Source organism: Nonomuraea sp. NEAU-A123, assembly GCF_018603905.1.
Taxonomy (GTDB): domain Bacteria; phylum Actinomycetota; class Actinomycetes; order Streptosporangiales; family Streptosporangiaceae; genus Nonomuraea.
In genome coordinates, this window is record NZ_JAHFZZ010000002.1 from 381,056 (window position 1) to 401,852 (window position 20,797).

24 protein-coding genes are annotated in these 20,797 nt (G+C 69.4%); 12 read left to right on the forward strand and 12 right to left on the reverse strand.

Annotated elements, in window-relative coordinates:
• The first annotated feature begins 49 nt into the window (after positions 1 to 49).
• Both KLK06_RS05900 and KLK06_RS05905 read left to right on the forward strand, forming a co-directional pair.
• Positions 50 to 604: a GNAT family N-acetyltransferase gene (locus KLK06_RS05900; protein WP_214634268.1), complete on the forward strand. Its 555-nt coding sequence runs from the start codon at positions 50 to 52 to the stop codon at positions 602 to 604.
• On the forward strand, positions 592 to 894 hold the full coding sequence (locus KLK06_RS05905) for a DUF952 domain-containing protein (RefSeq protein WP_214634269.1): 303 nt from the start codon (positions 592 to 594) through the stop codon (positions 892 to 894). The genes KLK06_RS05900 and KLK06_RS05905 overlap by 13 nt, the downstream gene beginning before the upstream one ends.
• Positions 895 to 904: 10 nt before the next feature.
• Here KLK06_RS05905 and KLK06_RS05910 read toward each other — a convergent pair whose 3' ends face one another.
• Genes KLK06_RS05910 through KLK06_RS05920 form a run of 3 tightly spaced genes read right to left on the reverse strand, consistent with a single transcriptional unit; the run spans position 905 to position 3,413 of the window.
• Positions 905 to 1,723: an ABC transporter permease gene (locus tag KLK06_RS05910; protein WP_214634270.1), complete on the reverse strand. Its 819-nt coding sequence runs from the start codon at positions 1,721 to 1,723 to the stop codon at positions 905 to 907.
• Positions 1,723 to 2,466 (reverse strand): ABC transporter permease, encoded by a 744-nt coding sequence (locus KLK06_RS05915; RefSeq protein WP_308168118.1) that lies wholly within the window; start codon positions 2,464 to 2,466, stop codon positions 1,723 to 1,725. Before KLK06_RS05915 ends, KLK06_RS05910 begins: the two co-directional genes overlap by 1 nt.
• A gap of 14 nt (positions 2,467 to 2,480) precedes the next feature.
• Positions 2,481 to 3,413, reverse strand: coding sequence for an ABC transporter ATP-binding protein (locus tag KLK06_RS05920; RefSeq protein WP_214634272.1), 933 nt, complete (start codon positions 3,411 to 3,413; stop codon positions 2,481 to 2,483).
• Positions 3,414 to 3,478: 65 nt separating this feature from the next.
• On the opposite strand from KLK06_RS05920, the gene KLK06_RS05925 reads away from it, so the two are divergent.
• From KLK06_RS05925 to KLK06_RS05930, 3 genes are all read left to right on the forward strand, one after another.
• Positions 3,479 to 3,853: a nuclear transport factor 2 family protein gene (locus KLK06_RS05925; RefSeq protein WP_214634273.1), complete on the forward strand. Its 375-nt coding sequence runs from the start codon at positions 3,479 to 3,481 to the stop codon at positions 3,851 to 3,853.
• Between the two features lie 710 nt (positions 3,854 to 4,563).
• A complete protein-coding gene (locus KLK06_RS61315; RefSeq protein WP_284734897.1) occupies positions 4,564 to 4,695 on the forward strand; it encodes a hypothetical protein in 132 nt (43 codons plus the stop codon).
• A 29-nt stretch (positions 4,696 to 4,724) separates the two neighbouring features.
• Positions 4,725 to 4,979 carry a hypothetical protein gene (locus KLK06_RS05930; protein WP_214634274.1) on the forward strand — a complete coding sequence of 85 codons (255 nt, stop codon included), beginning with the start codon at positions 4,725 to 4,727 and terminating at the stop codon, positions 4,977 to 4,979.
• Between the two features lie 290 nt (positions 4,980 to 5,269).
• Here KLK06_RS05930 and KLK06_RS05935 read toward each other — a convergent pair whose 3' ends face one another.
• Positions 5,270 to 6,304 carry an AMP-binding protein gene (locus KLK06_RS05935; RefSeq protein WP_214634275.1) on the reverse strand — a complete coding sequence of 345 codons (1,035 nt, stop codon included), beginning with the start codon at positions 6,302 to 6,304 and terminating at the stop codon, positions 5,270 to 5,272.
• A 224-nt stretch (positions 6,305 to 6,528) separates the two neighbouring features.
• On the opposite strand from KLK06_RS05935, the gene KLK06_RS05940 reads away from it, so the two are divergent.
• The 3 genes from KLK06_RS05940 (at position 6,529) to KLK06_RS05950 (ending at position 10,853) form a co-directional block, all read left to right on the forward strand.
• Positions 6,529 to 8,232: an enoyl-CoA hydratase-related protein gene (locus KLK06_RS05940; RefSeq protein ID WP_214634276.1), complete on the forward strand. Its 1,704-nt coding sequence runs from the start codon at positions 6,529 to 6,531 to the stop codon at positions 8,230 to 8,232.
• A gap of 16 nt (positions 8,233 to 8,248) precedes the next feature.
• Complete coding sequence (locus KLK06_RS05945) at positions 8,249 to 9,778, forward strand: UDP-N-acetylglucosamine 1-carboxyvinyltransferase (RefSeq protein WP_214634277.1); 1,530 nt, start codon at positions 8,249 to 8,251, stop codon at positions 9,776 to 9,778.
• A 64-nt stretch (positions 9,779 to 9,842) separates the two neighbouring features.
• The gene (locus KLK06_RS05950) at positions 9,843 to 10,853 is read left to right on the forward strand and encodes a tyrosine-type recombinase/integrase (protein WP_214634278.1); all 1,011 of its coding nucleotides are present in this window, start codon (positions 9,843 to 9,845) and stop codon (positions 10,851 to 10,853) included.
• A gap of 126 nt (positions 10,854 to 10,979) precedes the next feature.
• Here the strand turns inward: KLK06_RS05950 and KLK06_RS05955 are convergent, their stop codons facing one another.
• Positions 10,980 to 11,234 (reverse strand): helix-turn-helix domain-containing protein, encoded by a 255-nt coding sequence (locus KLK06_RS05955; protein ID WP_214634279.1) that lies wholly within the window; start codon positions 11,232 to 11,234, stop codon positions 10,980 to 10,982.
• A 47-nt stretch (positions 11,235 to 11,281) separates the two neighbouring features.
• On the opposite strand from KLK06_RS05955, the gene map reads away from it, so the two are divergent.
• Positions 11,282 to 12,049, forward strand: a complete 768-nt coding sequence (gene map, locus KLK06_RS05960) for a type I methionyl aminopeptidase (RefSeq protein ID WP_214634280.1) — start codon at positions 11,282 to 11,284, stop codon at positions 12,047 to 12,049.
• Positions 12,050 to 12,169: 120 nt separating this feature from the next.
• On the opposite strand, the gene surE is transcribed toward map, so the two are convergent.
• The 3 genes from surE to KLK06_RS59600 all read right to left on the reverse strand — a co-directional run bounded on the left by surE (position 12,170) and on the right by KLK06_RS59600 (position 14,840).
• Positions 12,170 to 13,054, reverse strand: coding sequence for a 5'/3'-nucleotidase SurE (surE, locus tag KLK06_RS05965; protein ID WP_214634281.1), 885 nt, complete (start codon positions 13,052 to 13,054; stop codon positions 12,170 to 12,172).
• Between the two features lie 152 nt (positions 13,055 to 13,206).
• A complete protein-coding gene (locus tag KLK06_RS05970; RefSeq protein ID WP_214634282.1) occupies positions 13,207 to 13,719 on the reverse strand; it encodes a GyrI-like domain-containing protein in 513 nt (170 codons plus the stop codon).
• A complete protein-coding gene (locus KLK06_RS59600) occupies positions 13,716 to 14,840 on the reverse strand; it encodes a MerR family transcriptional regulator (RefSeq protein WP_250904940.1) in 1,125 nt (374 codons plus the stop codon). The genes KLK06_RS05970 and KLK06_RS59600 overlap by 4 nt, the downstream gene beginning before the upstream one ends.
• A 71-nt stretch (positions 14,841 to 14,911) precedes the next feature.
• Here KLK06_RS59600 and KLK06_RS05985 point away from each other — a divergent pair, with 71 nt between their 5' ends.
• A complete protein-coding gene (locus tag KLK06_RS05985) occupies positions 14,912 to 15,664 on the forward strand; it encodes a MerR family transcriptional regulator (RefSeq protein WP_214634283.1) in 753 nt (250 codons plus the stop codon).
• Between the two features lie 308 nt (positions 15,665 to 15,972).
• Here the strand turns inward: KLK06_RS05985 and KLK06_RS05990 are convergent, their stop codons facing one another.
• The 4 genes from KLK06_RS05990 to KLK06_RS06005 all read right to left on the reverse strand — a co-directional run bounded on the left by KLK06_RS05990 (position 15,973) and on the right by KLK06_RS06005 (position 19,119).
• On the reverse strand, positions 15,973 to 16,272 hold the full coding sequence (locus KLK06_RS05990) for a DUF6204 family protein (protein WP_308168149.1): 300 nt from the start codon (positions 16,270 to 16,272) through the stop codon (positions 15,973 to 15,975).
• A gap of 11 nt (positions 16,273 to 16,283) precedes the next feature.
• Complete coding sequence (locus KLK06_RS05995; protein ID WP_214634285.1) at positions 16,284 to 16,922, reverse strand: TetR/AcrR family transcriptional regulator; 639 nt, start codon at positions 16,920 to 16,922, stop codon at positions 16,284 to 16,286.
• Between the two features lie 69 nt (positions 16,923 to 16,991).
• On the reverse strand, positions 16,992 to 18,038 hold the full coding sequence (locus tag KLK06_RS06000; protein ID WP_214634286.1) for a class I SAM-dependent methyltransferase: 1,047 nt from the start codon (positions 18,036 to 18,038) through the stop codon (positions 16,992 to 16,994).
• Positions 18,039 to 18,111: 73 nt separating this feature from the next.
• Positions 18,112 to 19,119 (reverse strand): DUF4037 domain-containing protein, encoded by a 1,008-nt coding sequence (locus tag KLK06_RS06005; RefSeq protein ID WP_250904941.1) that lies wholly within the window; start codon positions 19,117 to 19,119, stop codon positions 18,112 to 18,114.
• A 190-nt stretch (positions 19,120 to 19,309) separates the two neighbouring features.
• Here KLK06_RS06005 and KLK06_RS06010 point away from each other — a divergent pair, with 190 nt between their 5' ends.
• Positions 19,310 to 20,386 carry a M4 family metallopeptidase gene (locus KLK06_RS06010; RefSeq protein ID WP_214634288.1) on the forward strand — a complete coding sequence of 359 codons (1,077 nt, stop codon included), beginning with the start codon at positions 19,310 to 19,312 and terminating at the stop codon, positions 20,384 to 20,386.
• 133 nt (positions 20,387 to 20,519) lie between these two features.
• The gene (locus tag KLK06_RS06015) at positions 20,520 to 20,789 is read left to right on the forward strand and encodes a protealysin inhibitor emfourin (RefSeq protein ID WP_214634289.1); all 270 of its coding nucleotides are present in this window, start codon (positions 20,520 to 20,522) and stop codon (positions 20,787 to 20,789) included.
• Positions 20,790 to 20,797 lie beyond the last annotated feature (8 nt).

Here is a 20,797-nt window from a genome sequence, read left to right on the forward strand (position 1 = left end):
CGGACGAAAACACCTCGCGCCCCAAAGACGGGTTATCTACACTGCCCACGTGCTCAAACCCCACTACCCGATCATCACCGACCGCCTCCTGCTGCGCGCCTTCACCCCCAACGACCTCCACGCGCTGCACGCCTACGAATCCCGGCCCGAAGTCGCCCGCTACCTCTACTGGGAACCCCGCGACCTCGACACCGTGCACACCTTCCTCGACAAGAAGATCACCCGCGTCGCCCTCCTCGACGAAGGAGACGCCCTCGACATCGCCATCACCCTGCGCCACAGCGGCGAACTCATCGGCAACGGCGTCCTGATCTGGACCAGCAAGCAACACCGCCAAGGCGAGATCGGCTACATCCTGCACCCCGACCACCACCGCCACGGCTACGCCCCCGAAGCCGCCCGCGAACTGCTGCGCCTCGGCTTCGAAGGACTCGGCCTGCACCGCATGACCGGCCGCATCGACGCCCGCAACACCGCCTCCGGCCGCGTCCTGGAAAAACTCGGCATGCGCCGCGAAGCCCACCTCATCGACAACGAACAGGTCAAGGGCGAATGGACCTCCGAGGTCATCTACGCCATGCTCGAATCAGAATGGACACCATAAACATCCTGCATCTCGCCCTGTCCGCCGACTGGGCCGACGCCCAGCCGGCAGGGGAGTACCGCATCTCCACCCTCGGCTGCACCCTCGAGGAAGAAGGCTTCATCCACTGCAGCCGCGACCTCGACCAACTCCACGGCGTACACGCCGCCTTCTACAGCCACCTCACCGAACCACTGCTCATCCTCGAGATCGACCCCACCGGACTCGACATCCGCCTCGAAAACGGCTTCCCCCACCTGTACGGCCCGCTCCCGGCCACCTCGGTCACCGCCACGCGCCCCTACGCCTGACACACCCGCGCTACGCGCACAACACCCGCTCAATCCGGCGCGCCGCGAACCACAACCCCGCCACCGCCATCACCACCAGATAACCCGCATGCCCCAGCAACCCCCACTGCGGCACACCTGAGGCCAGACCCCGCACCAACTCCACCGAGTGATACAGCGGCGTCACCCGCACCACCACCGCCAACACCCCCGGATAATCCGCCACAGGGGAGAAGGTGCCGGAAAACAGGAACAACGAGAACTGCGCCGCCGTCATCAAGTCGAAATCCTGCCAGCCACGCAGCAGCGTCGACACCGCCATCCCCAGCGCCCCGAACGACAACCCCACCAGCATCGTCGCCGGAAACGCCGCCAGCGCCCACACCGGATCGGCCAGCCGCAACACCACCATCACCACCAAGAACAACGCCGTGTACACAGAGCTGCGCACCATCGCCCAGCTCAACTCACCCAGCGCGATCTCGATCGGCCGCACCGGCGTCGCCAAAATCGCCTCGAACGTCTTGGCGTAGCGCATCTTGAAAAAGAAGTTGAACGTCGTCTCCGACAACGCCCCGTTCATCGCCGAAACCGCCAGCATCGCCGGCGCCACGAACACCGCGTACGACACCACCCGGCCATCACCCACCGGGATCCGCCCCACCAGCGCACCCACACCCACACCGATCGACAGCAGATACAGCAACGGCTCGAAGAACCCCGACACCAGCACCAGCCAGTACGAAGCACCCGAACGCAACGCACCCACATTGCGGCCCACGACCGCACCCACCCGGCCCACCGAAACCCGGCCCGACACCAGCCGGGCCACCGTCAACGTCACCATCATCAGTCCTGAAGTCGCCTACGGAACGCCCAACCCGCCCACCACACCCCGCCCACCGCGAACACCAGCAAACACCCCGCATGCGCCCACACCGGCCACAGGGGAGCGGCCCCCGACGTCGCCGCCCGCGAAAGCTCCACCCCATGCCACAACGGCGAGAGGTAAGCCAGCGACCGCACCACCGGCGGCAACTGCTCCACCGGGAAGAACACCCCCGCGAACAACGTCGAAGGCAGCATCACGAACCGAAACAGCAACGCGAAATAACTGTCGTGATCGATCGTCGCCGAAAACGCCGTCACCGGCGCCGCGACCGCCACCGCCAGCAACGCCGCCACCAGCGGCGTCAGCACCACCCACGGCGAGGACAACACCCCGAACGCCCCCACCACCAGCAGGAACACCACCACCGCGATCTCGACCCTGAACACGATGTACAGCAGCCAGCCGCCGATCATGTCCCACACCGACACCCGCGTCGCGAACATCGCATGCGCCCCGCGATTCCACCGGAACTCCCCGAACACCGCGTACGTGCACTCGCCGACCGCCATCTGAAACGCCGTCGAAGCCAGCACACCCGGGACGATCCACTCAACGTACGGCACGCCGCCCACCTCGCCGACGTAACCACCCACCCCCAGCCCGATGCTGGCCAGGAACAGCACCGGCAACACGAACGACGAGAACAACGACGCCCGCCACAACCGCTTGTACAACGTCAGGTGCCGCTCCAGCACCGCCACCGCCGGATGCGCCATCACTCCACCAACGTCCGGCCCGTCAGATGAAGGAACACATCCTCCAGCGACGACCTGCGCACCAGCACACTGGAGGGCACCAGCTCACGCCGATGCACCTCCGACACCGCCGCGTCACCGTCCTTGGCATACAGCAAGATCCGATCCGGCAGCACATCCACCCGATCACCGACCCCGTCCAGCGGCGCCACGAAACCCGCCAGCTCCTGCCCGCCGAAGCGCAGCTCCACCACCTCAGGCGAGGAGTAGGACTCGATCAGCGAACGCGGCGACCCCTCGGCCACGATCCGCCCACCATCCATCACCACCAGCCGATCGCACAACTGCTCGGCCTCATCCATGTAGTGCGTGGTCAGCACCAGCGTCACACCCTGCTGCTTCAACCGGAACAACCGCTCCCACAGCAGATGACGCGCCTGCGGATCCAGCCCCGTCGTCGGCTCGTCCAGCAGCACCAGATCCGGCTCGTTCACCATCGCCCGCGCGATCGTCAGCCGCCGCTTCATCCCGCCCGACAGCGGCTCCACCCGGCTCGAGGCCCTGTCACGCAGCTGCGCGAACTCCAGCAGCTCCTCGGCCCGGGCCCGCGCCTGCGCCCGCGACAACCCGAAATAGCGGGCGTACGTCGTCAAATTCTCGCGAACCGTCAGATCGGGATCCAAGTTATCCAACTGCGGGCAGACACCCAGCCGCCCCCGGATCCGCGGCCCCTCCCGCACCGGATCCATCCCGAAGATCCGCAACTCACCCGCGGACGGCATCGACACGCAACTGATCATCCGCATCGTCGACGACTTACCCGCGCCATTGGGCCCCAAGAACCCAAACGCCTCACCAGGCGCCACATCAATATCGATCCCGTCGACCGCGACGAAATCCCCGAACCGTTTCACCAGCCCACGCGCGTGAACCAGCGGCTGCACATCAGACACGAGCCCAGACCATAACCAACGCCACCGACAGAATCGACCGGTTAAACGCCGCCACACTGGAGCCCATGGACACCCGAACAGCCGCCCAGAACTTCGCCGACACCTGGCAACACGGCTGGACCCACCACGACGCCGACCGCATCGCCGCCCTCTACAGCCACGACGCCGTCCACACCTCCATGCCCTTCCGGCCACCACACCGGGGGAGAGGCGCCATCACCGACTACATCCGCTGGTCCTTCAGCACCGAGACCGCACCCCAGGTCACCTTCGCCACACCCATCGTGGACGGCGACCAGGCGGTCATCGAATTCCGCGTCCACGCCACCGACGACGGCACACCCATCACCCTGGCGGGCTGCGTCATCGCCCGCTTCGACACCGACGGCCTGGCCGTACAGACCCGCGACTACTGGCACACCACAAACGGCCACGTATGACCGGCGGCCCGGCCACCGCATCGCGCCCCACCCCGGCGTGACACGGCACCCGTCAACCCACAACCCGCACGAAAACCGGCACGGCGATCAACGCCGCGCCGGCCCGGAAACCCGGCACAGAAACGGTCAGCCCGCCACCCGCGCCCGAACCGGGCCGACGGCGGAGACCATGGAGTACGCATCAGACGAAGTGACCTCAGGAGCCACCGGGGGAGCGGCCTGCGCAACCGGAGCCGAAGGACGCGACAGCTGCTGCGTCTGCTCCATCGAGGCCCGCCGCTCGGCGCAACCACCTGCGCAGTAACCGTTCGTCACGATCAGACGTCCCCGCAGTGTCGTATAGGACTCTCGTCCCGAAGCGGGTAGAACTCCCTGACACACTGGACATAACACTGACTGGTTCCCCACGTGCTGCTCCTCTCGCGGCGCGATAGCAGATTTCCCACCCTAAGCCGCTCAGGCCAGCAAGGACAGTGAATCAACCCAAGGTCAACCCGCTGGTCAGAACATTCCGGCCGCGCACACCGTAATGATCAAGAGCCGCGGCGGGTAACCGGGGCGGCCGTCACCTCCCGTAACACCACCGGACCAGGACGTGTCCGCCGCCGGGCACCCGAGCGGCACTCAAGGTGACCAACGTCACCACACGCGCACACCGATCCACCCCGAGTCAGGACCCCTCTCGGACGAAAACCGCACTACTTGACATAATGTCCATTATCAAGCAACCGGACATGTCCGCTGACGCCCAGAAATATGGCGAACTGACGCGAGAGATTCTCCGCGTCGCGGCCCTGATCATCGCACCCATCGCCGCCGGCAAAGCCGATTGCCGCCGCTGATCACCGTCGCGCCGCGTTACGATCGAGACATGCACAGCCTGGCGATCTCCACAGGGGGCCTCGTCGCGCTCACCGTCGTCGTCACCGCCCTGATCATCTATCTGATCATCCTGGCCGCCCGGCTGACCAGGAACCCCCGCAACCGCCCCAGCCCCAGCCCCCACCTGGTCGACCAGGCGCGCGAGATGAAGGCGCTCGGCCAGCTCCAAGAAGCCGTCTTCCTCGTACGCGGCGAGACCGGCATGAGCCAGCGCGCAGCCGCCCGCTTCGTCAACCGCCTCTAACCAACCCCAATCACCCAAAAGACCCGATACCGGACAGAAGGTGGATTCTGTTCGGTATCACCTATTGTTCGCGGTCCCGGCCTACAAGGGCTTGGCCGCTGATGAACGGCGTCGTCGACGCGCGAACCTACGTGGCCGCGCGCTCATCATTGAGCTTTCCCTTCCACGACGGCGCTCGGCATGCCGGTCGACCGCCACGCGAGCCTTCTCGATCCAGGCGGCGGATTGGTCTCCGGGACCGATCTTCCTGAGACCGTTGCCGACAGTGCGGCCTGTCCAGCGTCCAGGGCCTATGTACGGGCGTCCCACGCATCCGACGGGACTCCTTGGCCGCGCAGCTCCCCCTTGATCACCTTTGTGGCGGCATTCCTGGGCAGATCGTCGAGCACACGTATGTATCGGGGAACGGCGTGGCGTGGGAGCCGGTTGAGGCACCAGGCGTGTACCTGTGGTGCGGTGAGGGTGGTTCCGGGTGCCGCGCTCACGGCCACGAGTACTTCTTCCTCGGTCAGCTCCGAGGGCACGCCCACTGCGGCCGCGTCCTGGACGCCGGGCATCGCGGCCAACACCTGCTCCACGTCCCAGGTCGCGATGTTCTCACCACGTCGCCTGATGACATCGGCGCGGCGGCCGGCGAAATAGAGGAAGCCGTCCTCATCGAGCAAGCCCCGGTCCCCCGTCCTGAACCACCCGTCGCGCAGGACCTTTCCGGTGGCGGCGTCATCGCTGGCGTAGCCGGTGAAGGTGATCGATTGTGCTCGGGGTCTGGCGGTGATCTGTCCGATCTGTCCTGCTGGCAGGGGGTGGCCGTCGTCGTCTGTGATCACTACTTCGTATTCCGGGACGGGTCGTCCGGCTGAGCCGGGCCGGCGGGTGGTGGGTGTGCTGGCGGCCACGTCGCCGAGTTCGGTGCAGGCGTAGGCCTCCAGCAGGAGGACACCGAATCGGTCCTGGAATCGCGTGGTCAGGGCTTCGGGGGCAGGTCCTCCGTAGGCGCGGCGTACCTGGTGGCGATTGTCGGATTCGGTGGCGGGGGCGCGTTCGAGGATGGCGGCGACGGCGCCCATGAAGTTGAAGGCGGTGATGCGTTCGCGCCGGCAGGTGTCCCAGAAGCGGGAGGCGAGTTCGGCCGCGAGCAGGCCGTCTCCGCATCCGACGTCCAGGGCGTGCTCGCAGCCGTCGGGGATGGCGTCCAGGACGAGGCGTTGGTAGTGGACGTTGTGGTTCCAGGCTGGGTTTCGGTCTCGTGGTGGCGGGGGTGGTTGGGGTGAGATGGGGTTCGACGGGGCGTCTCCCCTAGATTCGATCCCGACAAAGTGGGTCATTTGGGGCTAGTCCGGGCGGATTTTTGCGGTGATTTGTCATCAGCACTTGCTGGTTCGTGTCAGCATCGATGACATGCATGGGCTATATGGGACTGCCGTAAACGTCCGGGACCGGTGGGGGCACCCGCGCCCCGGTGCTTCCGGCTGAAGCCGACCCCGCTCCCCCGGCCCCCCACTCGGCGGCCCCCGTCACCCTCGAACGATCGCCTGAAAGAAGTTCTCCGTTGCGCATCCTGCTGCTCTGCTCCTCCTTCAACGGCCTGACCCAGCGTGCCTGGCTGGAACTGCGCCGGGCCGGTCACGACGTCACCGTCGAGCTGGCCATCTCGGAGCAGGTGATGCTCAAGGCGGCCCAGCTGGCCAAACCCGACCTGATCATCTGCCCGTTCCTGAAGGAGAAGGTGCCGGCGCTTCTGTGGCAGAACCACCGCACGATCATCATTCACCCGGGGCCGCCCGGCGACCGGGGTCCCTCGTCGCTGGACTGGGCGATCGCCGACGCCGAGCCGGAGTGGGGCGTGACGGCGCTGCAGGCGGTGGAGGAGATGGACGCCGGGCCGATCTGGGGGTATCGGACGTTCGCGATGCCGGCCGAGCCGCCGCGCAAGTCCGCCCTGTACAACGGGCCGGTGGCCGATGCGGCGGTGGAGCTGGTGGTGGAGGTGGCGGCCAAGGCGATGGACGCGGGGTTCGTACCGGCGCCGCTGGATTACCGTTCACCGCAGGTACGCGGGCGGTTGCGGCCGGCGATGCGGCATGGCGACCGGGAGTTCTCCTGGTCGCAGAGCACCGATGAGGTGCTGCGGCGGGTCCGTTCGGCCGATGGGGCGCCGGGCGGGCGGGTGATGCTGGACGGGCGGATGATGCGGGTGTTCGACGTGTACCGGGGTCCGGTGGTGGCCGGGACGCCGGGGACGGTGGTGGCGCGGCGTGAGGGCGCGGTGCTGGTGCACACCGGCGACGGAACGGTGTGGGTGGGGCATCTGCGGGTGGAGGAGCCGGGCGCGATCAAGCTGCCGGCGGCGACGGTGCTGGGTGCGCGGGCGGCCGGGCTGGAGGAGCGGCCGGGCTACAGCGAGGTGACCTATGACCGCAGTGACACGGTGGGGGTGGTGAGTTTCGACTTCTACAACGGCGCGATGTCCAGCGAGCAGTGCCGGCGGCTGGCTTCGGCGTTGCGGTACGCCGTCGCCCAGGACACCCGGGTGCTGGTGGTGCGGGGCGGCGAGGTGTTCTCCAACGGCATCCACCTGAACGTGATCGAGGCGGCGCGCCATCCCGAGCTGGAGGCGTGGACGAACATCAACGCGATCAACCAGGTCTGCCGTGAGGTGATCACGTGCACGGGGCAGCTGGTGGTGACGTCGGTGGGCGGCAACGCGGGCGCCGGTGGCGTGATGATGGGGCTGGGCGCCGATCGGGTCCTGGTGCGAGAGGGCGTGGTGCTCAACCCGCACTATCGGACGATGGGGTTGTTCGGGTCGGAGTTCTGGACGTATGTGCTGCCCCGGCGGGTGGGGGCGATGGTGGCGCGGCGGTTGACCAGCGAGGCGTTGCCGATCGGCGCGGCCCAGGCGGTGGAGCTGGGGCTGGCCGATCGGATGCTGGCCGGCTCACGGCTGGAGTTCGAGCGGACGGTGCTGGAGTACGCCGAGCGGCTGGCGGCCGGTGACGACTACGGGCGGCTGCTGGAGATCAAGCGGGAGGCGCAGGAGGCCGATGAACGGCGCAAGCCGCTGGAGGCCTACCGCGTGGAGGAGCTGGCCGAGATGAGCCGGGACATGTTCGATGACCGCAACGGGTTCCGGCAGGCGCGTAAGGCGTTCGTGCACAAGCGTAAGGTGGTGACGACGCCGGAGCATCTGGCCATTCACCGGGAGTTGTCCGGCGCGTCGGCGGGGCCGGTCGCGGTCGCATCTCATATGTGAGATATGTTGTCGTGTTATGACTGATGACTATCTCGTGCGGATCGGCCGGCTCATTCGCGACGCCCGCCAGCACCGTGGTTGGACGCAGCTGCAGTTGGCGGACGCTCTGGCGACCAGCCAGAGCGCGGTGAACCGGATCGAGCGCGGCAACCAGAACATCAGTCTTGAGATGATCGCGCGCATCGGCGAGGCGCTCGACAGCGAGATCGTGTCGCTGGGCTACTCCGGGCCGATGCATCTGCGGGTGGTGGGCGGACGCCGGCTGTCGGGCAGCATCGATGTGAAGACCTCCAAGAACGCGTGCGTGGCGCTGCTGTGCGCGTCGCTGCTGACCTCGGGGCGGACGATCTTGCGCAAGGTGGCGCGGATCGAGGAGGTGTACCGGATCCTGGAGGTGCTGGCCTCCATCGGAGTGCGGGCGCGGTGGATCAACGAGGGCAGCGATCTGGAGATCGTCCCTCCGGCCCGGTTGGAGCTGGAGGCGATGGACACCGAGGCGGCCCGCCGTACCAGGAGTGTGATCATGTTCCTGGGGCCGCTGATGCACCGCGCGGAGGAGTTCCAGATCCCGTACGCGGGGGGCTGCGACCTGGGGACGCGCACCGTGCAGCCGCACATGTCGGCGCTGCGGCACTTCGGGCTGGACATCACGGCGACGGGCGGCTTCTACCACGCGCGGGTGGATCGGGGCGTGTCACCGTCGCGGGCGATCGTCTTGACCGAGCGGGGCGACACGGTGACGGAGAACGCGCTGCTGGCCGCGGCGCGCCATGACGGTGTGACGGTGATCCGCAACGCCTCCTCCAACTACATGGTGCAGGACCTGTGCTTCTTCCTGGAGGAGCTGGGCGTGCGGGTGGAGGGCGTCGGGACGACGACGCTGACCGTGCACGGGGTGCCCTCGATCGAGTGCGACGTCGACTACTCCCCCTCAGAAGACCCGGTGGAGGCGATGAGCCTGCTGGCGGCGGCGGTGGTGACCTCCTCGGAGCTGACGATCTGCCGGGTCCCGGTGGAGTTCCTGGAGATCGAGCTGGCGGTGCTGGAGGAGATGGGCCTCGACCACGATCGGGGCGGCGAGTACGCGGCGGCCAACGGCCGCACCCGGCTGGTGGACCTGACGGTGCGGCCCTCCAAGCTGATCTCCCCCATCGACAAGATCCATCCGATGCCGTTCCCGGGACTGAACATCGACAACGTGCCGTTCTTCGCCGCGATCGCGGCCACGGCGCAGGGCTCGACGCTCATCCACGACTGGGTCTACGACAACCGGGCCATCTACCTGACGGAGCTGACCCGGCTGGGCGCCTCGGTGAAACTGCTGGATCCGCACCGGGTCCTGGTGGAAGGACCGACGCGCTGGCGCAGCGCGGAGATGATGTGCCCGCCGGCACTGCGCCCGGCGGTGGTGGTGCTGCTGGCGATGATGGCCGGCGAGGGCACCTCGGTGCTGCGCAACGTGTACGTCATCAACCGCGGATATGAGGATCTGGCCGAGCGGCTCAACGCGCTGGGGGCGCGGATCGAGACCTTCCGCGACATCTGAATTTCTGTCAGTGGGGCCCGCTACCGTCTGCCTTGATGTGGATCTTCCAATGTGAGGGGGGACGGTGCGGCCTGCTGAGCTTGATCGGCTGACCGTGGTCGAGGCGGCCGATCGCTATGTGGAGCTGGTGCGGGCCAAAACGCTGACGGGGGCGCTGTCACAGGCCACAGCGGAGCTTTACGCGCGCGACGTGGCGACGCTGGTGAGGTTGGCCGGGGAGTCGACGGTGCTGGACGACCTGTCGGGCGAGGACGTCGACGCGATCTTGCTGGCGTTCGCCCGCAAACCGGACGGTCGGCGCTCAGCGGGCGGCGGCGGGCAGAGCCCGTCGTCACAGGCGCGGTTTCGGCGCTCGATCTCGGCGCTGTTCAAGCACGCCTCGCTGGCGGGCTGGGTGCAGATCAACCCGATGACGCACTCGACGGTGACGGCCAGAGAGCGGGGCGGGCTGCGGCCGGAGCGGCGCGCGTTGACGCGAGAGCAGGCGCAAGGACTGATCGGCGCGGCGCGCTCCCTGAGCGAGACTCCGGCACGAGGGCGGCGTGATCAGCGCACGGAGCTGAGGGACGCGCTGATCGTGTTGCTGCTGTCGACGATGGGGCCACGGGTCTCGGAGCTGGTACGAGCCAATGTCGAGGACTTCTACACCAATGACGGCATGCGTTATTGGCGGATCTTCGGCAAAGGGGGCCGCACCCGCGATGTGCCGCTCCCCCGCGATGTGGCGCTGGCCCTGGAGGCCTATCTGACGCGGGAACGGGCGCCGCTGCCGGACAAGGCGTTGCTCCTGTCATGGCGAGGGCACCGGTTGGCGCGAGGTGACGTGCAGGCGGTGATCGATCGGGTGCAGCGGCAGGTGGAGGCCGGGCAGCGCCGGTCGGTGACCCCGCATGGGCTGCGCCATACGACGGCCACCCATCTGCTGGCCGACGCGGTGGACATGGACGCGGTCCGCCGGGTGCTCGGGCACAGCGACCTGTCGACGCTGGGACGCTACCGCGACGAGCTACCGGGCGAGCTGGAAGGGGCGATGCGGGCGCACCCGCTGCTCAAGCGGGCCGACCCGGAGCAGTGAACCGGCCGGACGGGGTCAGGCACGCGCCACGGCCGGCCCCCGCGCCGATGGGCGGCGTCGATCGGCGCAGGGGTCGCGGCAGGCGTGCCATGGTGGCGTGCCATGGAGTCGTCGTCGGCTGTCGTCTCAGGCGGGAATGGCGGGGGTCAGCCGCAGGGCGAGATGGTCCAGGGAGACCCCGAGAACATCGGCCAGTGCGGCGATGGTGAAGAAAGCCGGAGTGGGAATGCGGCCAGTTTCGATCTTGCGGAGGGTTTCGGCGGACATGCCGGCGGCGGCGGCGACATCGACGATGCTACGGTCGCCGCGCGCGTCGCGCAGCAGCATGCCGAGCTGCTCGCCGCGCCGTCGCTCTTGGGGGGTCAGCGAAGGTCGAACCATGAACCCGAGTCTACAACCAGGATACAAATACCGGTATAGTTATCGACATGGTGGAGATCAAGACGCCGTCGGAGATCGACGCGATGCGCGAGGCGGGCCGCGTGGTGGCGCAGGCGCTGCAGGAGATCGTCAAGCACGCCGCGGTGGGCGTTCGGGTCAGCGAGCTGGACGAGGTGGCGGCCACCGTCATCGCCGAGGCGGGCGCCACCTCGGCGTTCCTGGACTATCACCCGCAGTTCGCGCCCACGCCGTATCCGGCGGTCATCTGCGCGTCGGTCAACGACGTGATCGTGCACGGCATCCCGGACCGATACCGGCTCAAGGACGGCGACCTGCTCAGCGTCGACTGCGGCGCCTACCTCGACGGATGGGCGGGCGACTCGGCGGTCAGCTTCGTGGTGGGCCTGCCGCGCGCCCGTGACCTGGCGCTCATCGAGGCGACGCAGGAGGCGCTGCGGGCGGGCATCGCCGCGGCCAGGCCGGGCAACCGGATCGGCGACATCGGGCACGCCATCGCCTCGGTCGCGGTGGCCGGCGGTTACGGCGTGCCGGTCGACTTCGGCGGGCACGGGATCGGGCGGCGGATGCACGAGGATCCGCACGTGGCCAACCACGGACGGCCGGGCCGCGGGCTGGTGCTGCGGGCGGGTCTGGTGCTGGCGATCGAGCCGATGTTCACCGGCGGCGGAGACGGCCGCTACCGTACGGCCTCCGACGGGTGGGCGTTGCGCACCGTCGACGGCTCGCGCGCCTCCCACTCCGAGCACACGGTGGCCATCACCGACGAGGGTCCCGTCGTGCTCACCGCCGTGTAGCAAGCACCTCGCGCTCCACGGCCTGTGCGGCGGGCCCGGGTGATGCGCTGTGCGACGGGCCCGCAGCCGCGTTCTCTTCTGCGCCGCGGGCCCACGCCTTCCCGGAGGGTTACCCCGGCTTCAGGGCGTCAGGGAGTACAGGCGGACACGGATAGCGGCCGAGGCGGCCGGCCCGGCCTCCCAGCTGCCGTCCAGCGGGGTGACGGTGACGTCACCGGCCGCCAGCAAGGTGCGGTCGGCGTCGGTCACCGGGTCGGCGGCGGCCGCCGGCAGCGGCAGGATGCGGTAGCAGGTGGCGCACGCGTCGGCAGCCAGGGCGTAGTCGGTGGAGAACGGCAGCGAGGTACCGAGCCTGGCCAGGGTGACCTTGCCGTTCGGGGTGACGGGGTAGTTGACGTTCAGCGCGGTACGGGCCGGCAGGACGGCGCCGCGTGAGGTCGCCGCCAGCCGGTCGACGAGCTTGACGGCGAAGGCGATCGACCCCTCGGCGCTGGGGAAGGAGCCACCGCTGCGGGCGACGCTGAGCGCCACGGCGGGGATGCCGCCGGTGATGGCGGTGATCGTCGCCGCGACGGTGCCGGAGTAGTTGGCGGTCGCGGCGACGTTCTCCCCCGGGTTCGGTCCCGACAGCACCAGGTCCGGCGGGTCGCCCGCGAACACGACCCGCGTCCCGAACGCCACCGCGTCGCTGGGACTGCCCGCCACCGCCCACAGGCCGGGCTCCTTTTGCGTCGCCTGCAACGTGGTGCCGAACCTGGCGTTGATCGCGGTGCCGGTGATGCTGACATCGCTTTCGGGGGCCACGACCGTCACCTGGTGGCCGGCGTCGATCAGCTTCTGGCGCAGCTCTTGCAGGTAGACGGAGGTGTAGCCGTCGTCGTTGGTGAGCAGGATGCGCAGGTGGCGCGGCTCGTGCGCCCGCGCTTGGGCCTGGGCGGGCGCGGGGCCGGCCACGGTCAGGAAGGTGAGTAACACCAGGGGAATGAGGGCGATGCGCTGGAACACGGTCGGTCTCCTTGCCGGCTCTTGCCTTCGCGCCCGAGCGTGTTCACGCCGGCGCTCTGGAAGGGGTGACGCTTCGGAATGTAAGAGCCGAGGCGGTGGCGGCGAAAGATCGTGCGACCCCAGATGAACCCCTGATGAACGCCTCCCGCGCCTCAGGCCGGGCGCACCGGCTGGCGCAGCACCGTGCGCGGGTCGGGATCGTCGAAGGCCGTCAGGTACACCTCGTGGTGCGGCCCGTTGGGCACCAGCGCGTGTTCGTCCATGAACTCCTCCATGACCTTCAGCGAAAGGTGTTCCTCGCTGAAGGGGCCGTGGTGCAGGATCTGCACGCACTGTCCTTCGGTGAAGACGGTCACGCGTACCCGGTCCACCGCCGCGCCGGATGCGCGCACGGCCTCGCGGGCCTGCTCCAGCCGTCCCGGCTCGGGTGCGGCGGGCAGGGGCAGCAGCAGGTGCCAGCGCCACTGCTCGCGCGGCACCTCAAGCCCGGGCCGCTCGTCCTCCACCCACCACAAGCCCTCCAGCGGCCCGCCGGGGCCGCCCATCGCGCCGGCGACGGTGTACAGGGCGCGGATGGCCGAGACGTGCTCGCCGCCGCCGGGTTCGCCGAGGCCGGTGACGTTCAGGCAGGTGACCGGGCCGTGGGTGGTCAGTTCGGCGTTCATGTCTCTTCCTCCAAAGGGATCATCAGGTGGGTGATCAACTCATCGGGCGGGGTGCGGGCCGGGTCGGACACGTACACCTCGCGAATGGGGCCGCGCATGGGGTGTCGGCGTTCGGCGCACCAGGCCAGGACGGCGTGGACGGTCAGGGAGATCTGGTCGTAGGGGCCGACGTGGGTGGCGGCGGCGAACGTGCCACCGGGCAGCACGTCCACCCGCGCTCCCCCGCCACCGTCCCAGCCGGCCTCCCAGCCGTCGTGCAGGACGAGCGCGACGGACACGTCGAAGGCCTCGCTCAGGTCGACAGGGAACAGCCCGATCAACCGCGGCCCGCCCGCCGCCGCTTCCCCGCCGGGATGCGTGCCGACGGCCCGGGCCGGCGTCTGGCCGGAGGGCTCGGCGGCCCGCCTGGCATCGGCACGCGCGGGAGGCGGGCCGTCCCCCGCCTCCGAGGCGTCGGCGTGCATGGGTGACGGGCCGTCTCCTGCCTCCCAGGCGTCGGCGTTCCTTGCCTTCGAGGTGTCGGCGTGCGTGGGTAGCGGGCCGTCCCCTGTCTCCGACGAGGCGGCGGGGTCCCCGGTGTGTACGGACGGCGGGCCGTTCTCCCTCGGGCGGGTGCCGGGGTGCGGTACGGCGCCCGCGTCGGCCGCCCCGTACCAGCCGGCCATCAGGCGTGAGACGGCGGTGCTGGTGGCGCGGGCGATGTCGGCCGGGCCGCCGGCGCGTTCGCGGATGAGGGCGACGCGGTGCGCCGGTTCGGTGACGATGCGAACCTGGGGGGCGGGCAGGCCGTCGGCCATGACGCGTTCCAGGGACGCCAGGGTGCGCCGCCGCCGGGCCAGTTCGGCCTCCAGCGAGTCGCGTACGGACTCCAGGGCGCCTTCGCTTCCGGCGAGGACCTGGCCCACGACGGGCAGCGGCACGTCGAGTGAGCGCAGCAGCCCGATCGACAGCGCCGTGCGGGCCTGCGCGGCGCGGTAGTAGCGGTAGCCGGTGGCGGCGTCCACCCAGGCGGGCCGCAGCAGCCCGATCTCGTCGTAGTGCCGCAACTGCTTCACGCTCAACCGGGCAAGCTGGGCGAACTGCCCGATCGGCAGGAGATCCTCGTCCACGTCCCCCAGCATGGGCCCTCCCACCGTGGGAGAGTCCAGCCAGGGGTTGCGCCTGACGTAACGTGAGGGTTCATGGTGAGGTCATGAGTTTGTCCGTGGGGCAGGTGTCGCGGCTGGCCGGCGTCACCGTGCGCACGCTGCATCACTACGACGAGGTCGGCCTGCTGTGCCCGGGTGAGCGGACCGCGGCCGGCTACCGCCGCTACACCGAGGCGGATCTGATCAGGCTGCAGCAGGTGCTGCTGTACCGGGAGCTGGGCTTCGCGCTGGAGGAGATCGCCGTCATCCTGGACGAGCCGCGCGCCGACGAGCTGACGCACCTGCGCCGCCAGCACGAGCTGCTGGTCCGCAAGTCCGAGCGGCTGAGCGAGGTGATCGCCGCGGTGGAACGGGCGATGGAGGCGCGCACGATGAGCGTCACGCTCACCCCGGCCGAACGCCTGGAGGTGTTCGGCGGCTTCCGGCCGGAGGATCACGAGGCGGAGGTGGAGCGGCGCTGGGGCGGCGGCGAGCAGTACGAGCAGAGCCGCCGCCGGGTCGCCGCCTACACCAAGGCCGACTGGCTGCAGCTCAAGGCCGAGGCGGCGGCCGTGCTGGGAGATCTGGTGGCGGTGTTCGAGGCGGGGCTGCCGCCGGACGGGCAGGCGGCGATGGAGGTGGCCGAGCGTCATCGCGGTCACATCAGCCGGTGGTTCTACACCTGCACGTATGAGATCCATCGGGGGCTGGGCGAGTTGTATGTGATGGATCCGCGGTTCACGGCCTATTTCGACGGCCAGGTGCCGGGCCTGGCCGCCTACTTCCGCCTCGCCATCACCGCCAACGCCCGCCGCTGAACCACCGTTTCCGCCTGCTTCTGCCCGTCTCCGCCTCGCCGACGCTCGCCACTGAAGCGTCCGCTTGCGTGCGGGCCGTTGCGTGCGGGCTTGTGTCCCGCTGCCCTGTGACGGTTTTTCTCTTTTTTTACGGCACGCATGGGTCACCCGCCACCCGCCACACGTGGCTGGGGGCCTCCAGGAAAACGGCCTCTGACCCCGCACGTGGCCGGCCGCCGTTACGTTAGCGTCCTTGCTCCCCGGCCCGGGGAAACGGCGTCAGAGCGACTATGACCTCGGCGGCCCGTTCCAGGGCGCCAGGTGGCCGGTCAGCCCGAGGTCATCCTAGGACGCCCCTTGCGGCGGATCTTGATGTCGCGCATGTCCGTCACCGCGACGCGCAGCAGACGATACGGATGCCCGTGCGCCTCCAGGGCCGCCATCGCCGACCTGGTGGCCTCGTTCTCGCCGTCGTCGGGGCCCGCGGGGACCTGGCAGCGGAAGGTGAACGCCGACACGCTCTGGTCGTGGGTGAACGTCCCGGCCTCGGTGAAGGCGGTGTCTCCCGCCGCCCGTACGGCATCCCGGGCGGCGTCGTCCAGGGCGTCGAACGTGCCCAAGATCATCACTCTGAACAAGGTCAGTCCTTTCGAACGGCATAGGTGAGAAGGCGTTCTCCGAGCAGGTCCTCGAAGACGTCCAGGAGTTCCAGCACGGCCGAGGCGATGTCGTCGGCGCTCTGACCCGCCGCGGTGCGCTTGCCGATCTCGGCGTACACCAGCGAGTGGAAGCCGCCGAGGTGCCAGGCCACCATGCGGGGCAGCGGGTCGCCGGGCGCGGCGCCGGTCTCCTCGGCCAGGACGGCGGCCAGTTCGTCGGTCATCTGCCGGCCGAGGTCGCCCAGGCGGGCGGTGAGGGTGGGGGCGGCGCGCATCATCTCGAAGACGCGGCCGAATCCCTCGGTCAGGCCCATCTTGCGGTCGCGCCGCCGTACCTCCGCACGCAGGTGGTCGAGCACCGCCGGCACGGCGGCCTGCCCGGCCCGGCGCCGGCGCACGATGTCGGCCAGGCGCTGGGGTGAGGCCTCCTCGGGCGGCAGGACGAGGTCCTCCTTGGTCTGGAAGTAGTTGTAGATGGTGTTGACCGACACCTCGGCCGCCGCGGCGACTTCGGCGATCGTGACGTGCTCGAAGCCGCGCTCCACGAACAGGGCGGTGGCCACGTCGCGGATGCGGCGGCGCGTCTGCTGCTTCTTGCGTTCCCGCAACCCCTCGGTCATGCGGAAAAGCTTAACTCAACCCCAAACTTTAAGTCCATGGCAATTTTGGCGTGGAGTGCAGTTACGGTGTCAGGGGATGAGGAGGTAGAAGCGCCAGAATCCGAAGTCCTCGATCGGCAGGACTTCGACGTCGGCGAACCCTGCCTCGCGCGCATACCGGCGCAGCGTCTCAGGCCGCATCACCGTTCCCGTGGCGGCCGAGGGCGGGTCGCTCATCCCGTCCGGCAGGCAGATCAGCAGGCTGAAGCCGTACATCAGCCGCTCCACCTCATCGGCGGGCCCGGCGAAGCGGTCGCCCACGGCCTCGTCCATCACGACCACCGCCCCACCGGGCACGACCGCTCGCCGCGCCGCCGCCAGCGTCTGCACCGGTCGCGGCATGTCGTGCACGCACTCGAAGGCGAACACGGCCTCGTAGCGATCCTCCCCGAGCAGGGCGGCATCCCCCTGGCGGAAGGTGAGGCGGGGCCCGGCGCCGGCGGCGTTGCCCGCGGCCAGCTCGATGGACGGGCCGTCGATGTCGACGCCCACCACCGTGGCCTCGGGGTAGGTCCTGGCCAGCGCGATCGTCGACCACCCGGCGCCGCAGCCGATGTCGGCGATGCGGGCTCCGGGACGGCGCAGAACCGCGTCCAGGCCGGGCACGCCCGCGAGGGCGGCTGGCAGCGCGTGCTCGAACCAGGGCCGGTTCATGTCCGCCTGGGACTCTCGCATGTCCGTCCCGAAGCTCGCCCAGCCGACCCCGCCGCCACGCCGGTAGGCCTCCAGGAGGGCGGGCATCTGCACGGCGGCACCGGTCAGCATCCGCGCCAGCGGCGCCAGGTAGGCCAGGCTGGACTCGTCGGTCAGCACCTGCGCCGCGCCGTCGGGGAGCGCGAAGCGCCCGTCGGCGGTGACCTCCAGGATGTCGTAGGCGGCCTGCTGTTCGAGCCATTCCCTGACGTATCGTTCGTGGCCGCCCGCGCGGGCGGCCAGTTCGCCGGGGTCGGCCGGACCGTGCTCGGCCAGCGCGCGATACCAGCCCAGCCGGTCGCCGATGTGCACCGACAGGACCTCTATGGTGCCGAGCGCCGCGTGGAACAGGCGGTCGGCGAACTCGTCGGTTTTGGTGGTCATGATGGTCTGTGCTTTCCGGTTGTAGGTGCCCGCTACCCGAGAGAGGGTGGGAAACACCAGCGGCCGAAAAACGTCAGGCGCCCAGGCCGAGCGCCGCCGCCGTCACCGCCCGGGCCCGGCCCGGCTCCAGCAGCAGATCCACCGAGTCCGACAGCTGATCCACACACCCCACCACCGGCAACCCCTTGATCACCGGATCCGACACCGACCCCAGCAGCGCCTGCGCGAACCGATCACCCCCGATCACCCGGAACGGCCGATCATGGAAGCCGCGCACCCGCTCATCCAGCGGCTCGGCCAGCGCCACCCGGTTCTGCAACGCCGCCAGCCGCCCGTAGGCCGCCGCCAGCCCCTCCTCCCGCTCCCGCCACGACCGGGCGGCCACCGCCAGCCCCAGCGACTCCCCCAGCTCCGTCGAACCGGGCATCCGCGCCAGAGCGCTGCCCAGCCACTTGGCATACGGCGGGTAGCGGCGGCGCAGCAGCAACGCCAGCCGCATCACCTCCCGGCTCAGCCGTGCCCCCACGACGGCCGAGCCGAGCTCATCGCCCACCTCTCCCGAGCGGCCGGGAAACGGCTCCTCCTGCGCGATACGCCGCCACTGACACGCCAGCACATAACGCCACACATCCCCCGGATACCAGCGCAGCGCCGCCCGAGCCGCCTCCAGCCCACCCAGCCCGTCATGGAAGACCTCCCCGAGCGTCACCTCCGCCAGGCTCTGCCACGGCACCGACAGCCAATCCAGCAGCGACACCCCCCGCCGCGGATCGAACCCCAGCCGCTCCACCAGCCACGCCTCCAGATCGGCCACCACCACGCCCGGCCGCAGCGCGCCGTGATAGTCGAACACCGTCGCCAGCCCCCGAAAGCGCTCCGGAAGCCCGGCCAGCACCCGCGCCTCCACCTCCGCCACCGCCCCCGGCTCCACGAACACCAGCACCCGCGGACCCCAGTCATGATCAGCCGAGCGGCCGGTGTCGAACGCCAGCACCTCCGACCCCGGCCCGATCAACGCGGCACTATGCGGCACCCGCGCCACCAGCGGCGCCACCACCTCGGCATAAAAGGCTCGGGACAACTCAATACCAGGCACAAAATCGGACATCACACCGTCAACTCTGCCTGACCACCTGGCGAACCTCATCCGATTTTCCAGCCACCCCCCAAGCCGGCCTAGGGATAGCCCTGAGACCACCACCGATGCGCGCCCCAACCGGCCCCCGCTTACGTGGAAACGTCACAACCACCCCCGGCAAAAGGGTTGCGCCATGGCATATCGCTGCACCTTCGTCCCGCCCCACGTCCTCGACCACATCGCCAAAGTCCAGGCACAACAGAGCGCCGAACCCGCATCGGCCCAGCGCTCAGCAGTCGTCTCCGCCCAGTTCCGCCGCGGACGGCGCAGCCCCGACGCCCTGCCCCTGGGCCAAGACCAGCGCCTGACCGCCGAACCCGAAATCGTCCCGCCCGGACTCACCATCCCCAAACCCGGCACCGCCGGCCGCCTCGTCTACGACGACCTCAACCAGTGGACCTTCGACGTCACCTTCATCCGCGGCGAAGGAGACCCCTCCGTCGCCGCCCAGAACGCCAACGACGCCTACGACTACCTCGGCATCGTCCGCGCCTACTACAAGGACAGGCTCGGCCGCGAATCCATCGACAACGCCGGACTCAACCTCGTCGCCAACGTCAACTTCGGCGTCGGCTTCGACAACGCCTTCTGGGACGACGCCGGCCTGCGCATGGTGTTCGGCAACGGCAGCGGCCTGGTCTTCAAGGACCTGACCGCCAGCATCGACGTGTGCGCCCACGAACTCACCCACGGCGTCACCCAGTTCAGCGCCAACCTCAACTACACCAACGACCAGAGCGGCGCCCTCAACGAATCCTTCAGCGACATGCTCGGCACCGCCATCGACGCCTACGCCAACAACCACGACGCCCACAGCCACAACTGGCTCATCGGCGACGAGATCATGGCCGACGACCTCTACGGCGAAGCGCTGCGCAACATGGCCGAACCCGGCACCGCCTTCGACAACCCCCTCATGGGCCGCGACCCGCAACCCCGCGACATGTCCGGCTACTTCGAACCCGCCGACCCCCACATCATGTCCGGCATCACCAACCGCTGGTTCTACCTCATCAGCCAGGACCTCGGCCTCGACGCCGCCACCCTGATCATGTACCAGACCCTGCAGAACCTGTGGCCCAACGCCAAGTTCGCCGACGCCGCCACCGTCGCCGTCGCCCAGGCCCGCATCCTGGCCCGCAACAACCTCGTCCCCCGCCAGTCCCCCCAAACCGTCCGCGGCGCCGCCCGGCAGCAGGGATTCTGGTAGCCACGTGAGGCTCTCCGCATGGGCCTGAAGGCGCGGCATCGCGCGAGGGTTCCGCGACGATGCCCGCCACAGACCCGTGCGGAGTCTCCCCGCGTACCGTGACAGGTGAACGATTCCGCCGGAAGGGACGCCCATGCGCGTGACGCTCGAAACCAGCGGCGGCTTCACCGGCCTGCGCCGCCACGCCACCCTCGACACCGACCTGAACGACGACCTGCAGAGCCTGCTCGCCGGCCTCAGCGCCGCCGAACCCGCCGGCGCCCCCGCCGCCTCGGCTCAGCCCCGCTACCGGCTCACCGTCCACCACCCCACCGGCGACCAGATCACCGAACTCACCGAGTCCGAAGTGCCCGCCGCCCTGCGCCCCCTGCTCACCGAGCTACTGCGGCGCGCCACCCCCTGACCCCGCCA

Excerpts from the sequence above, each read along its gene's own strand:
- KLK06_RS05985 (WP_214634283.1), top strand. The coding sequence starts at position 14,912 with ATGAGTTTGTCCGTGGGGCAGGTGTCGCGGCTGGCCGGCGTCACCGTG.
- KLK06_RS06000 (WP_214634286.1), bottom strand. The coding sequence starts at position 18,038 with ATGACCACCAAAACCGACGAGTTCGCCGACCGCCTGTTCCACGCGGCG.
- KLK06_RS05935 (WP_214634275.1), bottom strand. The coding sequence starts at position 6,304 with ATGACCCACTTTGTCGGGATCGAATCTAGGGGAGACGCCCCGTCGAAC.
- KLK06_RS05945 (WP_214634277.1), top strand. The coding sequence starts at position 8,249 with ATGACTGATGACTATCTCGTGCGGATCGGCCGGCTCATTCGCGACGCC.
- KLK06_RS06010 (WP_214634288.1), top strand. The coding sequence starts at position 19,310 with ATGGCATATCGCTGCACCTTCGTCCCGCCCCACGTCCTCGACCACATC.
- map (WP_214634280.1), top strand. The coding sequence starts at position 11,282 with ATGGTGGAGATCAAGACGCCGTCGGAGATCGACGCGATGCGCGAGGCG.
- KLK06_RS05905 (WP_214634269.1), top strand. The coding sequence starts at position 592 with ATGGACACCATAAACATCCTGCATCTCGCCCTGTCCGCCGACTGGGCC.
- KLK06_RS61315 (WP_284734897.1), top strand. The coding sequence starts at position 4,564 with ATGTCCATTATCAAGCAACCGGACATGTCCGCTGACGCCCAGAAATAT.
- KLK06_RS05995 (WP_214634285.1), bottom strand. The coding sequence starts at position 16,922 with ATGACCGAGGGGTTGCGGGAACGCAAGAAGCAGCAGACGCGCCGCCGC.
- KLK06_RS05955 (WP_214634279.1), bottom strand. The coding sequence starts at position 11,234 with ATGGTTCGACCTTCGCTGACCCCCCAAGAGCGACGGCGCGGCGAGCAG.
- KLK06_RS05970 (WP_214634282.1), bottom strand. The coding sequence starts at position 13,719 with ATGAACGCCGAACTGACCACCCACGGCCCGGTCACCTGCCTGAACGTC.
- KLK06_RS05925 (WP_214634273.1), top strand. The coding sequence starts at position 3,479 with ATGGACACCCGAACAGCCGCCCAGAACTTCGCCGACACCTGGCAACAC.
- KLK06_RS05910 (WP_214634270.1), bottom strand. The coding sequence starts at position 1,723 with ATGATGGTGACGTTGACGGTGGCCCGGCTGGTGTCGGGCCGGGTTTCG.
- KLK06_RS59600 (WP_250904940.1), bottom strand. The coding sequence starts at position 14,840 with ATGCTGGGGGACGTGGACGAGGATCTCCTGCCGATCGGGCAGTTCGCC.
- KLK06_RS05930 (WP_214634274.1), top strand. The coding sequence starts at position 4,725 with ATGCACAGCCTGGCGATCTCCACAGGGGGCCTCGTCGCGCTCACCGTC.
- KLK06_RS06015 (WP_214634289.1), top strand. The coding sequence starts at position 20,520 with ATGCGCGTGACGCTCGAAACCAGCGGCGGCTTCACCGGCCTGCGCCGC.